This is a genomic window from Bradyrhizobium sp. LA6.8 (assembly GCF_040547935.1).
Classification (GTDB): Bacteria; Pseudomonadota; Alphaproteobacteria; order Rhizobiales; family Xanthobacteraceae; genus Bradyrhizobium; species Bradyrhizobium barranii.
Genome location: NZ_JBEPQQ010000012.1, coordinates 60,977 through 74,911, shown reverse-complemented (window position 1 = coordinate 74,911; position 13,935 = coordinate 60,977). Strand labels below are relative to the sequence as shown.

Annotated in this window: 13 protein-coding genes; 5 read left to right on the top strand and 8 right to left on the bottom strand. The window is 64.3% G+C overall.

Annotated features, from left to right (window positions below; genetic code table 11):
* Positions 1-77 precede the first annotated feature (77 nt).
* On the bottom strand, positions 78-1,088 hold the full coding sequence (locus ABIA90_RS39630; RefSeq protein ID WP_354121636.1) for a helix-turn-helix domain-containing protein: 1,011 nt from the start codon (positions 1,086-1,088) through the stop codon (positions 78-80).
* Between the two features lie 203 nt (positions 1,089-1,291).
* On the opposite strand from ABIA90_RS39630, the gene ABIA90_RS39625 reads away from it, so the two are divergent.
* Positions 1,292-2,812 (top strand): caspase family protein, encoded by a 1,521-nt coding sequence (locus tag ABIA90_RS39625; protein ID WP_354121637.1) that lies wholly within the window; start codon positions 1,292-1,294, stop codon positions 2,810-2,812.
* Positions 2,813-2,860: 48 nt separating this feature from the next.
* Here the strand turns inward: ABIA90_RS39625 and ABIA90_RS39620 are convergent, their stop codons facing one another.
* Positions 2,861-3,145 (bottom strand): hypothetical protein, encoded by a 285-nt coding sequence (locus ABIA90_RS39620; protein WP_028148780.1) that lies wholly within the window; start codon positions 3,143-3,145, stop codon positions 2,861-2,863.
* A gap of 121 nt (positions 3,146-3,266) precedes the next feature.
* Between ABIA90_RS39620 and ABIA90_RS39615 the strand changes: the two genes are divergently transcribed.
* Together ABIA90_RS39615 and ABIA90_RS39610 are read left to right on the top strand one after the other, a co-directional pair.
* A complete protein-coding gene (locus tag ABIA90_RS39615; protein ID WP_354121638.1) occupies positions 3,267-4,526 on the top strand; it encodes an FAD-dependent oxidoreductase in 1,260 nt (419 codons plus the stop codon).
* A gap of 179 nt (positions 4,527-4,705) precedes the next feature.
* A complete protein-coding gene (locus ABIA90_RS39610; RefSeq protein WP_071914298.1) occupies positions 4,706-5,473 on the top strand; it encodes an outer membrane protein in 768 nt (255 codons plus the stop codon).
* Between the two features lie 366 nt (positions 5,474-5,839).
* Here ABIA90_RS39610 and ABIA90_RS39605 read toward each other — a convergent pair whose 3' ends face one another.
* Positions 5,840-6,610, bottom strand: coding sequence for an SDR family NAD(P)-dependent oxidoreductase (locus ABIA90_RS39605; protein ID WP_063983511.1), 771 nt, complete (start codon positions 6,608-6,610; stop codon positions 5,840-5,842).
* A gap of 21 nt (positions 6,611-6,631) precedes the next feature.
* A complete protein-coding gene (locus ABIA90_RS39600; RefSeq protein ID WP_007609848.1) occupies positions 6,632-6,817 on the bottom strand; it encodes a hypothetical protein in 186 nt (61 codons plus the stop codon).
* A 139-nt stretch (positions 6,818-6,956) separates the two neighbouring features.
* On the opposite strand from ABIA90_RS39600, the gene ABIA90_RS39595 reads away from it, so the two are divergent.
* Positions 6,957-7,607 (top strand): hypothetical protein, encoded by a 651-nt coding sequence (locus tag ABIA90_RS39595; protein ID WP_354121639.1) that lies wholly within the window; start codon positions 6,957-6,959, stop codon positions 7,605-7,607.
* An 89-nt stretch (positions 7,608-7,696) separates the two neighbouring features.
* On the opposite strand, the gene ABIA90_RS39590 is transcribed toward ABIA90_RS39595, so the two are convergent.
* From ABIA90_RS39590 to parE, 3 genes are all read right to left on the bottom strand, one after another.
* A complete protein-coding gene (locus ABIA90_RS39590; RefSeq protein WP_063983510.1) occupies positions 7,697-8,521 on the bottom strand; it encodes an outer membrane protein in 825 nt (274 codons plus the stop codon).
* Between the two features lie 278 nt (positions 8,522-8,799).
* On the bottom strand, positions 8,800-9,582 hold the full coding sequence (locus ABIA90_RS39585) for an outer membrane protein (protein WP_167767882.1): 783 nt from the start codon (positions 9,580-9,582) through the stop codon (positions 8,800-8,802).
* Positions 9,583-10,008: 426 nt separating this feature from the next.
* A complete protein-coding gene (gene parE, locus ABIA90_RS39580; protein ID WP_071914292.1) occupies positions 10,009-12,054 on the bottom strand; it encodes a DNA topoisomerase IV subunit B in 2,046 nt (681 codons plus the stop codon).
* 271 nt (positions 12,055-12,325) lie between these two features.
* Here parE and ABIA90_RS39575 point away from each other — a divergent pair, with 271 nt between their 5' ends.
* Positions 12,326-12,856: a DedA family protein gene (locus tag ABIA90_RS39575; RefSeq protein WP_041958275.1), complete on the top strand. Its 531-nt coding sequence runs from the start codon at positions 12,326-12,328 to the stop codon at positions 12,854-12,856.
* Positions 12,857-12,896: 40 nt separating this feature from the next.
* On the opposite strand, the gene ABIA90_RS39570 is transcribed toward ABIA90_RS39575, so the two are convergent.
* The gene (locus ABIA90_RS39570) at positions 12,897-13,898 is read right to left on the bottom strand and encodes an MBL fold metallo-hydrolase (protein WP_354121640.1); all 1,002 of its coding nucleotides are present in this window, start codon (positions 13,896-13,898) and stop codon (positions 12,897-12,899) included.
* Positions 13,899-13,935 lie beyond the last annotated feature (37 nt).

Here is a 13,935-nt window from a genome sequence, read left to right as displayed (position 1 = left end):
GTTTTTGCCCAAATACCGGGCCCGGTTGGGCTTTTCCGCCTCCACCGTTAACCTGGCGATAGCTGCCGGAGGGACGACTAACGCCCTTCAGGCCCCCGGGCCCGGAAATCGCCGGGGGCCATTCCGTAGGCGGCGTTGAAGACCCGGTAATAGGTCGCCAGGCTCTCGAAGCCGCAGGAGGTCGCGATATCGGCGATCAGCCGGTCCGGCGCCTCGCGCATCAGGCGGCGGCTCTGTTTCAGGCGTTCGTCCGTCACGGTCTGCGAAAAGCTCTTCGCCGCGGTTTCGAACAGCATGTGCAGGTGACGCACGGACACGCCGAGCTGGTCGGCCACCATCGCCGGCGCCAGATCGGGGTCTTGCAGATGGCGCGCGATCAGGCGACGCGCCTGTGAGAGCCGGGCGGTCCGCAGCGCGGCCTGCCCACGGCGGCTGCCGGGCCGCACGATGCCGCGCTCGATCAGGGCCAGATGGGCCAAGGCCTGGACGAGCGAGGCTTGATCCAAGGAGGCTTGATCCAAGGAGGTCTGGGCGACTGAGGTCGCATCAGTGGCGCCGTTATCGCCCGCGGCGGCTTCATCGAGGTCTGCGAAGCAGGCGCCGAGCAGGGGCGCCAGGCCGGGATCGTTGAACGTCCGGGGCGCAAGCTCCCGCATGCGCCTGTCCTGCGTGGAGAGCCTGCTCACGGGGATCTTCAGGATGCGCAGGTGGAAGCCGCCTGCGCCGAGCGGCGCGGTGCGATAGGGCTGGTCGGTATGGCTGGTGGCGAAGCTGCCGTTGGCGATCGCAAAGTCGCCGGTGCGCATGCCGCCGAACCAGCCGCCGCTGCCGAGCTGCTGATAGACGCAGATGCTGTCGCCGGGCGCGTAGGCGATGTCGGAGTTGCTGCGCTCGACCGTGTAGTGCGACGCCTTCAGCTCGACGAGGCCACCGCCGCCGAGCTGGCGCAGCGAGAATTCGCCGTAGAAGTCCGCGCGGCGCTCGCGCTCGAGTTCGGCGGTGACGCCGAACAGGCCCTTGGACCGGACCTCGCGCCAATAGTCGAACCGGTCATGCGGCTCGACCTCGTCAGTACACCATCGATACACGGCAGCCCCCGCTTGCAGCGCGCAGCTGCCTAGAAAAAGCAGATTCCGGAGGAATCTGCCATAGTCCTGATGACGGAACCCGTGGGGCTCTGCGCGTTGAACCGTCGATATGGCTGGACCGACTATCATCAACGGCAGAGGGTTCCAATGAATCGCTGTTCGAGGGGGCCGGCGGAGCGCCGTTCTGCAACGGGAATTTTACGATGACGCGTCGGCTTTTCAGAATTCTGGCGGCCCTTGGCCTTGCGGTGAGCCTGAGCGGCTTCGCGCTGCCCGCACAAGCCGAGAAGCGCGTTGCGCTCGTCGTCGGCAACAACGACTACAGGAACGTCCCCAAGCTCCTCAAGGCGGTCAACGACGCCCGCACCATGGGCGATACGCTGAAGCAGCTCGGCTTCTCGGTGATGGTCGCCGAGAACCAGAGCCGGCAGCAATTCTCCGAGACGCTGCTCGCGTTCGACAGGACGATCGAGCCCGGCGACACCGCATTCTTCTTCTACGCCGGCCACGGCTTCGAGATCGCGGGGCAGAACTACCTGCTGCCGACTGACGTACCGCCGGCGACCGAAGGGCAGGAAGAGCTGGTGCGCGACGCCTCCATTCTGGCCGACCGCATCGTCGAGCGCCTTCAGAACAAGAAGGCGCGGACGTCGATCCTGGTGTTCGACGCCTGCCGCAACAACCCGTTCGAGCGCAAGGGCACCCGCGCGGTCGCCGGCGGCGGCGGCCTCGCGCCGATGGTGCAACTGCCCGAAGGCGTGTTCTCGGTGTTCTCCGCAGGTCCCCGCCAGACCGCACTCGATCGTCTCTCCAACGACGACGCCAATCCCAATTCGGTGTTCACGCGCACCTTCGCCAAGGAGCTGCTCCAGCCCGGCGAGAATCTGGTGCAGGTGGCGCAGCGGACCCGCCGTCTCGTCAGCGAGATGGCCGACACCGTCAAGCACAGGCAGGTGCCGGTCTATTTCGACCAGATGGTCGACGACGTCTTCCTCAGCGGTGTTGCCAAGGACGCCACCGCCGCTGCGCGCCCGGCCGATCCGGCGCCGCAGAAGCTCGCGGCTCTTCCGCCGGTGTCGGTACCGCGCGTGCCGAAGGAAGAAACCACCAACGCGCCGATCGCCAGCTTCTCGCGGCACAATGGCGGCTGGAGCGTGGTGTTCTCCTTCGCCGACCCGACGCTCGGCATTTCCTGGCGCATGGCCGGCAATGGCGATTTCCGCGAGACCGGCTTCATCGACACGCTCGATCCGCGCACGCGCAAGCGGATGCCGAACCCGTCGATCGAATTGCCGCCGGATGCGCAGGCCGGCACCATCGAGGTCCGCTATGTCGATCAGTCCGGCGACATGCAGGGGCCATTCCCGATCAGGTTCGATCCCGAGGCCGCGCTGATCCGCGACCAGCGCAAGATCCTCGACATGACCGCGACGAGCTGGCTGTCGTTCCGCGAGTTCAATGGGCTGCTCGTCTATTACACGCACCTCGTGTCGTACCGCTGCGCCATCCGCGAGGTGCGCATCGGCATCGACACCGCCGTTCCGAACCAGGTGTTGAAGATGCCGGGCTGCGACATGCGCGATCCCAGCGCGATCAGCGCCGGCATGCCGCTCTACATGAAGCTTGCTCCGGCTACGCAGTTCGTCTCGGTGGAACTGACCTACCGCGATGGCAGCGTGTCGGAGATCAAGAGTTTTCGGGCCGCGAACCGCAGCAACAACTGAGCGTCTGCGGTTCCATTGTTGGGCGGCGAGCGCAGTTGGCGCACGGACCTAGCCGCGACGCTTCCCGATGTAGCGCTTGATGGAGTCGATTGCTTCCATCAAGGGCGGCGCAAGCGAGAAGAACGTCCCCATGGCGATCGAGATGACCACATGGCGAAGCAGGACCTTCTCCTGTTCCTCGAACGGATAGCCGTTCTGGTCGATCCGTGCCGGCGCGAGCGTGCCCGCCTCCTGAGGATCCGGCTTCCGCGGCTTGCGCGGCGGCAGCATGATCACGACGAAAAGCACGTTGATCAGCAGCCAGATGCCAAGCACTATCAGTATGGTGCGCAACGCGGGATCATCCTGAAATCAATCGAAATTATCAGCAACGCTACCGGCCATTCGGCATTGCGGCAAACCAATTCCGGCTTGTTGCACCGCACAGAGTACTAAAGTTGTAAGCGAGGAGTTGATGACGGAATCTGATACCCCAGAGCACACCGTGCGTCACTCCGTGAGAACCCGATGTTGCATCGTCGGCGGCGGGCCGGCCGGCATGATGCTCGGCTATCTCCTGGGACGCGCCGGCATCGACGTCGTGGTGCTGGAGAAGCATGCGGATTTCTTCCGCGACTTTCGCGGCGACACCGTGCATCCCTCGACGCTCCAGGTGATGGACGAGCTCGGCCTGATCGATGGGTTCCTGAAGCTGCCGCACCAGCGCCTGCAGATGATGGACGGCCTGTTTGGCGGCACGCCCGTGCGGATCGCCGATCTCCGCCGGCTCCGCACCAAGTACCCGTTCATTGCCTTCATGCCGCAATGGGACTTCCTGAATTTCCTGCGCGAGGCCGGCCAGCGCTTCGCCTCGCTCAAGGTGATGATGAATACGGAAGCCGTCGATCTGATCCGCCGCGGCGAGACCGTCGCCGGCGTGCGCGCGGTGACACCGGATGGGCCGATCGACATCGAAGCCGATCTCACCATTGCCTGCGATGGCCGGCATTCGACGGTGCGCGAGCGTGCGGGGCTCCGCGTCGAGGAGATCGGCGCGCCGATGGACGTGCTGTGGTTCCGCGTCGGCCGCAAGGCGGACGAGACCGAGAACCTGTTCGCGCGTGTCGAGCCCGGAAAGATGATGGTCACGTTCGACCGCGGCGACTATTGGCAGTGCGCCTATGTCATCGCGAAGGGACAATACGAGGCGGTGAAGGCGAGGGGATTGCAGGCGCTGCTCGACGACGTCGTGCGCATGGCGCCGATCCTTCGATCCGGCATGGCCGATGTGAAGGGCTTTGACGACGTCAAGCTGCTCACCGTCGCGATCAACCGCTTGGCGCGCTGGACGCGGCCGGGCCTGCTTCTCATTGGCGATGCCGCGCATGCGATGTCGCCGGTCGGCGGCGTCGGCGTCAATCTCGCCGTGCAGGATGCAGTTGCGACCGCCAATTTGCTGGCGGACAAGCTTCGGCACGGCTGCCCAACCGAGAATGAACTCGATGCCGTGCGCCGACGCCGCGAATTCCCGGTGAGGATGACGCAGCGCATGCAGGTGATCGTGCAGAACAACATCATCAGCGGCGCCCTGCAGGGCGGCGATCGGCCGCTGAAGGTGCCGCTGGTCGTGCGCCTGATCACTGCGCTGCCATGGCTCCAGGGTATTCCGGCGCGCCTGATTGCGCTCGGCGTGCGGCCCGAGCACGTGCAATCCAAGGTCGCGCCGGCGTCGTAGTGCAGGAGGTCGGTAGGGATAACGCGGCGTTAAATCGCGCGCCGCGCGTTGCGTGCGCGCAACAGCGCAAACGGATTCACGTCGCGCCGCTTGCCAATCCGGCGTCTTAACTTTCTTGATTCAAATTTGAGTAAGACCTGCGTGTGACCGTGCACCCATCAAAGGACACGGGGTGTACCATGCGTAACAAATTGATTGCCGCCTTCGCCTGCACGACCGCTCTGGTTTCGACCGGCGCCGCTTCAGCCGCCGATCTCGGTGCGCGCTACATGAAGGCGCCCGCCTATGCGGAGCCGCTGTTCAACTGGACCGGTTTCTATGTCGGCGGCCACATCGGTGGCGCATGGACCAACGAGCAGTTCATCAACAACGGGACCGGCGCGCCGTTCGGCGATCTCGTTCCGGGCCAGGGCTATCGCCAGCGTGGCGCCGGCATCATGGGCGGCGCCCAGATCGGCTACAACTGGCAGGCCAACAACTACGTGTTCGGCATGGAAGGCACGATCTCCGGCCTCGACAACAAGGGTACGGTCGTCAACACCGCCTTCGGCGCCGCTGACGACATCTTCACCTGGCGCGCCAACGTGCTCGCGACCGTCGTCGGCCGCGCCGGCTTCGCCGTGCAGAACAATTTGTTCTACATCAAGGGCGGCTATGCCGGCGTGAACAACCGTCTCAACGTCAGCGACACCGTTGCGCCCTCGACCGGCTCGGGCGGTCAGACCCACTGGGCCAACGGCTGGACCGTCGGCGCCGGCTGGGAATACGGCATCACCCGCAACTGGATCGTCGGCCTCGAGTACAATTACGCGGCCTTCGGCAGCCAGACCTATCAACTCGGCGGCACCTCGGGTAACTACACCTTCGATGCCAAGCCGCGCGACATCCAGTGGGCCGTCGTGCGCGCGAGCTACAAGTTCGACGCACCGGTCATCGCGCGCTACTGAGCACGTCAACGAACGACCGAAGCTAAAAAAGTACTGCCAACAACTGAAAGCCCCGGCTCCGTCCGGGGCTTTTTTCTGCCGATTCGCGTGTAGGTGCCGCCACGGGCGGGTCGGCCTGGCGGATGATCATCTCTGGAAACTGGCCGTGACGGTGCATAAGGGCGCAGTAGGTAAATAGCGCTTGCCTATTTCTGCCCCACGGACTCAGCGACGTATCGTTCAGCCATGTCGTTGATGCGGTGCGCGTCGGCGTGAACTACCGCTTCGGTCCCTCGGCCGTCGTCGCAAGGTACTGATCTCTCCGAACGTGAGAGCTTTCAAAGCCCCGGCATCTGCCGGGGCTTTTTCGTCGACCGCGGGGCAAGCTTACGCCATCACGGAGAATCCACCGTCGACGGGGATCGCGGTGCCCGTGACGAAGTTCGAGGCGGGCGAGGCGAGGAACACGGCGATGCCGGCGAAGTCGTCGATATCGCCCCAGCGTCCCGCGGGCGTGCGCGCCAGCACGCGCTCATGCAGTCCCGAGACCTGCTGCCGCGCGCCGCGGGTGAGGTCGGTGTCGATCCAGCCCGGCAGGATGGCGTTGACCTGGATGTTGTCGGGCGCCCACGCATTGGCGCACGCGCGCGTGTACTGCACGATGCCGCCCTTGCTTGCCGCATAGGCGGTGGCGAAGCTCGCGCCGAAGATCGACATCATCGAGCCGATATTGATCACCTTGCCGTTGCCCGACGCCTTCAGCGCCGGATAGGCCAGCTTCGAGCACACGAAAGCGCTGGTGAGGTTGGTGTCGATCACCTTGTTCCACTCGTCGAGCTCGAGCTCGTGCGGCGGCTTGCGGATGCTCATGCCGGCATTGTTGATGAGGATGTCGATCCGGCCGAGCTCCTTGACGACGCGGTCGATCATGGCCGCGACCGCCGCCTTGTCGGTGACGTCGGTGGTGACGGCAATCGCCTTCACGCCGCGCTCTCTGAGATCGGCAACGGCAGCGGCCGACTTGGTTTCGTTACGTGCGACCACGGCGATATCGGCGCCGGCATCGGCGAGTCCGTGGGCGAGGCCAAGACCGATGCCGCCATTGCCCCCTGTGACGATCGCGACTTTGCCGCGGAGATCGAACCGGTTGGATGTCATATTTGTATTCCCTGGTTTCTTCTATTGGTTGCTCTGCCAGATCAGGACCAGTCCGAAGCCGGCCATGGCTGCGCCATAGCCGGCCCATTGCAACTGGTTGACCATGAAGCTCGACCGCGGCCAGGCGACGGTGCCCGTTCCCTGTCCGATCCAGAGCAGCCCGACGGCGAGGGCAAACAGGCCTGCGATTAGCAGAAATCTGCGCATGCATTCCTCCCCGTTGGTTTGCTTCTGTCGTGGCCTACGGCATCAACGATCGCCGCTTGTCACGAAAACTTCCCGCCAGACTAGCCGTAGCTTCGGTTTGGATACAATGGCTGCGGATGCAGGGCCGCTGGGAGGATCCATGTCCGTGCGGAAGATGATCCTTGGTAGCACCCTTGGCATCGCGGCTGCGGCCGCACTGGTGGCGGCCTATGCCGTCATTCCACGGCGTGCGGATCTGCGGGCGTTCGATCCGGCCGAGATGGCGCGGCTCGAGACCGCGATGTGGCGCGACTATTACGACAAGCGCTATGCCGCGCTGTTCTATCATCTCTACGAATCGACGCGGACGCAGTTCGGCTTTTCGCCGCTAAGAAGCTTGCAGATCGCGCTCGGCGCCGCCGGGGCCGCCAGGACGTTCCAGCCGACGCGGTCACGACCGGAGGCCGATGCGGCCCTGCCAGCGCTCGTTGGATACTACCGGGATTTTGCATCGGCCGCGCCTGTGGCATTCGACGCGCACGAGGCCGCCCGTCTCGAGCTTGACTGGTGGCAGGCGCGGCGCGAGGCGGCGGACCCGCGCGACTATGGCCTCACCATCGCACGCGTGACGGCGCTGACCTACGGCAGGAGCGCGGACGATTCCGGCATCAGGCAGTTCGGCATCGCGCGGGCAGAGGCCATGGCGTTTCGCGATGCGCGGGGCGAGGCGATCACCGAGGCCGACTGGGCGGGGATCGAGAACCGGCTTGGAGAGGCGTACCGATCTCTGAAGGCGAGCGTCGGCCGCTGACGATCCGGCAACGAAAAAGCCCCGGACGATGCCGGGGCTTTGACGTCTAACCAGACTGGATCAGGACCTGTCTCAGGAGTTGGGGCGCTTCAGTTGAAGCGGTAGACCAGCGACGTGCTGATGGTCTGGACCCAGGGCTTGAAGGTAATTGCCGTGCCCGTCAGACCCACCGCCGGCGCGCCGAAATTATTGCCCGGAGCAAACGTCGTGGGCCGGGAAATGCGGTCATAGTACGCCGAACGGTATTCGGTTTTCATGAACCAGCCGGGCGCAGCAATTCCGAAAATGTCGAGGTTGTTCTCGACGCCACCGCCAACGAAAAAGCCATCGCGGTGGAAGGAGCCAGTGGTCGTCTGCGTCGCGGTACTGGCGCCCGGTCCCACACCCAGAAACGTCTGAGACGTGCCTGACCATTCCGAACCCGAGTAACCGGCGTTGACGTAAGACAGGACATTGGGCGCAACGAGATAGCCTAACCGCGCGCCGGCCGTGTAGCTGGTGCGAAGCTTTTGGCGGCCTTCCGTTTGCCAGAAGGCGGGGTCGGTCAGCGAGCCACTGATGTCACCGAACTGTCCGTCAGCAAAGACGCCGGCCACCCAACGGCCGTTGAATTGCCAATCGTAACCGGCGCCGACGGTTCCAAACCAGCCGCTGCCGCCCAGGCGCGTATCGCGGGTTATAGCGGTGCCCGCCGGTCCGAAGGCACCGAACCCTCCAGCAACACCAGTGCTCTGGATGTTGCTGTCAGCGGACCACAGACCGCCGCCGCCGCCGCCGAAGATGTAGAAGCCGGTCCAGCTTTGGACGGGCGCGGGCGCCAGAGCCTTCACATAGGGGCGGGCCCCAAGGTCAGCCGCCGCGGCCGAACCGGTCATCGCCGCCAATGCCGTCAGAGCGAGCAAAAACTTCTTCATGATTAAATCCCAACCTTGGTCTGTTCGGCGCGCGCGCTGAACTTCGAGTCATCGGATGACCAAGCTATAGGCGGTTCCAGCCAAAAAGCTGTTGCCGGTCAGGTACATATGAATTGGGAACGCAGAGTTTGAGGCGACGCCTCCGGACTGGCACGACCCGCTGGGGCACCGCGCACCGGAGCTCTCGATGTATCGAGCCTTGAACTCCGCAAAACAGAAGCCGCAACGAAAAAGCCCCGGACAATGCCGGGGCTTTGACGTCTGAATTTCAGATCAGATCAGTACTTCGCGACGACCGGACCGGTCCAGTTGAAGCGGTAGACCAGCGAGGTCGAGATCGTCTGGTTCCAGCTGTTGGCGCGGATGCTGTTGCCGGTCGGGAGGTTGGTGCCGTCGATCAGTTCGTCCTGGGTCTTGGCGTTGTAGAAGGCCGAACGATATTCGGTCTTCATGAACCAGCCGGGCGAAGAGATGCCGAAGATGTTCAGGCTGTTCTCGACGCCGCCGCCAACGAACCAACCATTGCGGTTGTAGCTGTTGAGGTGGGCACCAGCGGGAACGCCGGCCAGCGTCAGGAAGTTGGTCTGGCCGAAGTGAGCGCCGGAATAACCGCCGTTGACGTAGGAGAGAACGTTCGGAGCAACCAGATAGCCGAGGCGCACACCAGCGGCCCAGGAGTCTTCCAGCTTCTGCGAGCCGGTGATGCCGAAGAAGGGATCCTGAACCGTGCCACGGATGCTGCCGAACTGACCGTCAGCGAACACGCCGGCGACCCAGGTGCTGCTGACCTGCCAGTCATAGCCGAGACCGACGGTGCCGAACCAGCCCGAGCCACCCTGGCGCTGGCCGATCGTCAGCGGAACCGCGCCGACCGTGGTCTGGACGGACTGATCGGAGTTCGAGAGGCCACCACCACCACCGCCGAAGATGTAGAAGCCGGTCCAGTTGGCGACGGGCGCCGGAAGCGGGGCCTTCACGTAGGGACGGGCAGCCAGATCGGCCGCCGACGCCGAGCCAGTCATCGCGGCAACCGCGGTGAGTGCGAGCAAAATCTTCTTCATTTCAAAATCCCCAAGCTTTGGTCTGTCCGGCAGGCGCGAGCGCACTGAAGTCCGATTGATCTGATGCCCGGACTATAGCTGCTTTCCGCCGAAATGCTGTTGCCGGACAGGCACAGTCGCCGGGAAACGCCGCCTGGCAGCGATTTCGGGCGCGATCTCCGAAATCAGAAATAGCTATATGATTCCAATGTTTTGCGTCATTTTCCGAAGATCGAATTCCGGTAACTTCTCGTTAGCAAATCCGGCTCTGTCCGAAATGGTAGCAATCCTGCCTCAGCCTTGATGCCGGTGAGTCGTTGACCGAGTCGTTCCGCCCCAAGATGAGTCGGGCAGCGGAGGCGGTCTGGTCGGCGCCTCCGCGAGCAGCCGCAAACAAAAAAGCCCCGGTGTCGGCCGGGGCTTTTTGCGTGACGGCGGAAGACTGCCTCAGACGTCCAGCAGCTCCTCGCTCGCGAACTCCGCCTTGTCCGAGATGAACGCGAAGCGCGCCTCGGCCTTGGTGCCCATCAGCCGCTCCACCGAATCCGCCGTGGTGTCGCGGTCGTCGGCGAGCAGCACCACCTTGAGCAGCGTCCGCTTGCGCGGATCCATGGTGGTTTCCTTGAGCTGCGCTGGCATCATCTCACCAAGGCCTTTGAAGCGGTTCACCTCGACCTTGGCGTTGGCGTTGAACTCGCTCTTGAGCAGCGTCTCCTTGTGCTTGTCGTCGCGTGCGTAGACGGACTTCGAGCCATGGGTCAGCTTGTAGAGCGGCGGCACTGCGAGGAAGAGGTGGCCCTCGTCGATCAGCCGCGGCATCTGCCGGTAGAAGAAGGTGATCAGGAGCGAGGCGATGTGGGCGCCGTCGACGTCGGCGTCGGTCATGATGATGATGCGCTGATAGCGCAGATCCTCTTCGCGATATTGCAAAAGCTGGCCGCAGCCGATCGCCTGCACGAGGTCGGAGAGCTGCGCGTTCGCCGTCAGCTTGTCCTTGCCGGCCGAGGCGACGTTGAGGATCTTGCCGCGCAGCGGCAGCACCGCTTGCGTCTTGCGATCACGGGCCTGCTTGGCGCTGCCGCCTGCCGAGTCACCCTCGACGATGAAGAGCTCGGAGCCCTCGGTGCCGGCATCGGTGCAGTCGGCGAGCTTGCCGGGCAGGCGCAGCTTCTTGCCGGCGGTCTTGCGTGCCGTTTCCTTTTCCTGGCGGCGGCGCAGCCGCTCCTCGGCGCGGTCGATCACGAAGTCGAGCAGCCGGTTGGCCATGTTCGGATTGCCCGACAGCCAGTGGTCGAACGGATCCTTCATCGCCTGTTCGACGATGCGCTGCGCTTCGGCGGTGGCGAGACGATCCTTGGTCTGGCCCTGGAATTCAGGCTCGCGCACGAACACCGACAGCATCACGGCCGCGCCCACCATGACGTCTTCCGACGTAATGGATGACGCGCGCTTGCCCTGACCGACGCGCTCGGCGTGATCCTTCAGGCCGCGCAGCAGCGCGCTGCGCAGGCCGGATTCGTGCGTGCCGCCATCGGGCGTCGGCACGGTGTTGGTGTAGGACGACAGGAAGCCGTCGGCATCCGCGGTCCAGGCGACAGCCCATTCGCAGGCGCCATGCGCGCCGTTGCGGCCCGATTTGCCGGAGAAGATGTCGGGATGCACCAGCGTGTCGGCGTGGATGGCGGCTGCGAGATAATCCTTGAGGCCGCCGGGGAAATGGAACGTTGCTTCCGCCGGCACGTCCTCGACGCCCTTCAGGAGCTCAGGCGCGCAGTTCCAGCGGATCTCGACGCCGCCGAACAGATACGCCTTCGAGCGCGTCATCTTGAACAGGCGCTGCGGCTTGAATGCGGCCTTGGCGCCGAAGATGTCGGTGTCGGGCTTGAAGCGCACGCGGGTGCCGCGGCGGTTGTTGATCTTGCCGAGATCCTCGAGCTTGCCCTTCGGGTGCCCGCGCTCGAACGTCATGCGGTAGAGTTTCTGGCTGCGTGCGACCTCGACCTCGAGCAGCGAGGAGAGGGCGTTCACCACGGAGATGCCGACACCGTGCAGACCGCCGGAAGTCTCGTAGACCTTGGAGTCGAACTTGCCGCCCGAATGCAGCGTGCACATGATGACTTCGAGCGCCGACTTCTTCGGAAACTTTGGATGCGGATCGATCGGGATGCCGCGGCCGTTGTCGGTGACGGTCAGGAACCCGTCGGCGCTGAGCTCGACTCCGATGAAGGTCGCGTGCCCGGCCAGCGCCTCGTCCATCGAGTTGTCGATGACTTCGGCGAAGAGGTGATGCAGCGCCTTCTCGTCGGTGCCGCCGATATACATGCCGGGCCGGCGGCGCACCGGTTCCAGGCCTTCGAGCACCTCGATATCGGCCGCAGTGTAGTCGGCTTCGCCGCCGGTCCCGCGCGAGGCCGCCTTGGCGGGCGCGCGCGACTTCGGCTCATCGCCGCCGAAAAAATCGTCTTTTGCTTTTGGCTTCAACTGCTTGGACATATATTTTGATGCACTTTGATGGCCGCGATGGCGGCGAATCGATTGGGCCGACTATGCCACGGCTGGCCTGCAAAGGTCACCGCAGGTCCGCCCGACGGGTGTGGGTGGGAGCCAATCCCGGCGATTTTACGCCGCAGGCCCCACCAATTCCCGGCAATTTGACACCTGGGCCCGGCTCAGGCCCGGCTTTGTGACTTGATGTCACACAAGTCCTTGGCTTACCAGTCCTTTTATCTGACAGGACCGTGACGGGGCGGGAAGGCAATCTGGAATGGAGCAGTACGCGCACGCGCTGGCCGATTTCGTGCGCGCTCACCAGGCTTGGGCGGCCCCGATCGTGTTCCTGCTCGCCTTCGGGGAGTCGCTGGCCTTCATCTCGCTGCTGATCCCGGCCTGGGGGGCGCTGGTTGCGATCGGCGCGCTGATCGGAGCCAGCGGCATCAGCTTCTATCCGGTCTGGATCGCCGGCGGCATCGGTGCTGCGCTCGGCGACTGGGTCTCCTACTGGTTCGGCTATCGCTACAAGGAGCAGGTCGCGCAGATGTGGCCGCTCTCGCGCTATCCGGAGCTGCTGCCCAGGGGCGAAGCCTTCGTGCGGAGTTGGGGCGTGCCCAGCATCTTCATCGGCCGCTTTTTCGGCCCTTTGCGCGCCTCGGTGCCGCTCGCAGCCGGCATTTTCGAGATGCCGTATTGGAGTTTTCAGGCCGCCAATTTCATCTCGGCGCTGGTCTGGTCCGCGGCGCTGTTGCTGTTCGGCGACGTGATCGCGACGATCATGGAATGGATCTGGCGCGTGATCTGACCGGGCAGCTCGGCCGCCCGGTCAGCGCATACGGCAGAGCCTAAAGCGAGGCGTTCCAGATCGACGGAATCCAGCGATAGCCCGAACCATCCTTCTCCTTCTCGACGCGGACGAGACCGGGGAAGGCGGCATGGAAGGCCTGGATCGGCATCTTCTCTGCAATCGCCATGTCGTAGAGCTTCCGCCGCGTCTCTTGCGCCAGCGGCTTGTCGACGTCGGAGGCGATGTTCCATTCGGGGTGCTTCACGAACAGGAACGCTGCGCCTGCGGTGATGTCGACCTGCACAAGTACCTTTTCCGCGCCTGACGCGACGATGAAGGAGTTGTGTCCCGGCGTGTGGCCCGGGCTCGCCACCGACGTGATGCCGGGCGCGACTTCCTTGCCGGACTCGTATTGCGTGACCTTGCGGCCGAGCGCATCGAACACGCGGCGGATGTTCTTGAAGTTGCCTTCGAGGATCGGATTGCCGGTCCCCTTGCTCATCTCGCCGTCGTCCATCCAGAACTTCCATTCCACTGCCGGAACCATGATCTCGGCGTTGGGGAAGGCCGGCTTGTTCTCGGCCGCGAGCAGGCCGTTGATGTGGTCACCGTGGAAGTGCGAGATAATGACGGTGTCGACTGCCGCGCGGTCGATGCTGGCCGCCGCAAGGTTGTTGTGGAACTGGCCGACCTTGCCCTTGGTCTGCGTGAACTGGTCGGGCCCGAGACCGGTATCGATCACGACGAGCTTCGGCCCGGTGTTGACGACGACCGGATTGAAGGTGTGGGTGACCTTGTCGGTCGGCAGATGGTTCTCGGCGAAGATCTTGTTGATGTCGTCCTTGCTGGCGCCGGCCGCGTAATTGTCCGTCAGGTTGACGGTCGCGACGCCGTCGCAGACCACGGTGATCTGGTGGGTGCCGACATTGTAGCGGTAGAAGCTCGCGTTCTGGGTCGCGGCCGGGGGCGCGGCGGCGCTCGCGGGCGAGGTCTTCACGAAGGGCAGGAGCGCCGAGGCGGCGGCGCCGGCTAGCGTTGCGCGACGGGTGATCTCGGTCATGGCGATGTCCTGGGGCTGGGTTGCGAACGAAAGGCAC

What these genes read in the sequence shown, in the direction of transcription:
- ABIA90_RS39625 (WP_354121637.1), top strand. Translation starts at nt 1,292, where the DNA reads ATGACGCGTCGGCTTTTCAGAATTCTGGCGGCCCTTGGCCTTGCGGTG.
- ABIA90_RS39590 (WP_063983510.1), bottom strand. Translation starts at nt 8,521, where the DNA reads ATGAAGAAGTTTTTGCTCGCTCTGACGGCATTGGCGGCGATGACCGGT.
- parE (WP_071914292.1), bottom strand. Translation starts at nt 12,054, where the DNA reads ATGTCCAAGCAGTTGAAGCCAAAAGCAAAAGACGATTTTTTCGGCGGC.
- ABIA90_RS39570 (WP_354121640.1), bottom strand. Translation starts at nt 13,898, where the DNA reads ATGACCGAGATCACCCGTCGCGCAACGCTAGCCGGCGCCGCCGCCTCG.
- ABIA90_RS39600 (WP_007609848.1), bottom strand. Translation starts at nt 6,817, where the DNA reads ATGCGCAGATTTCTGCTAATCGCAGGCCTGTTTGCCCTCGCCGTCGGG.
- ABIA90_RS39610 (WP_071914298.1), top strand. Translation starts at nt 4,706, where the DNA reads ATGCGTAACAAATTGATTGCCGCCTTCGCCTGCACGACCGCTCTGGTT.
- ABIA90_RS39615 (WP_354121638.1), top strand. Translation starts at nt 3,267, where the DNA reads ATGACGGAATCTGATACCCCAGAGCACACCGTGCGTCACTCCGTGAGA.
- ABIA90_RS39585 (WP_167767882.1), bottom strand. Translation starts at nt 9,582, where the DNA reads ATGAAGAAGATTTTGCTCGCACTCACCGCGGTTGCCGCGATGACTGGC.
- ABIA90_RS39575 (WP_041958275.1), top strand. Translation starts at nt 12,326, where the DNA reads ATGGAGCAGTACGCGCACGCGCTGGCCGATTTCGTGCGCGCTCACCAG.
- ABIA90_RS39595 (WP_354121639.1), top strand. Translation starts at nt 6,957, where the DNA reads ATGTCCGTGCGGAAGATGATCCTTGGTAGCACCCTTGGCATCGCGGCT.
- ABIA90_RS39605 (WP_063983511.1), bottom strand. Translation starts at nt 6,610, where the DNA reads ATGACATCCAACCGGTTCGATCTCCGCGGCAAAGTCGCGATCGTCACA.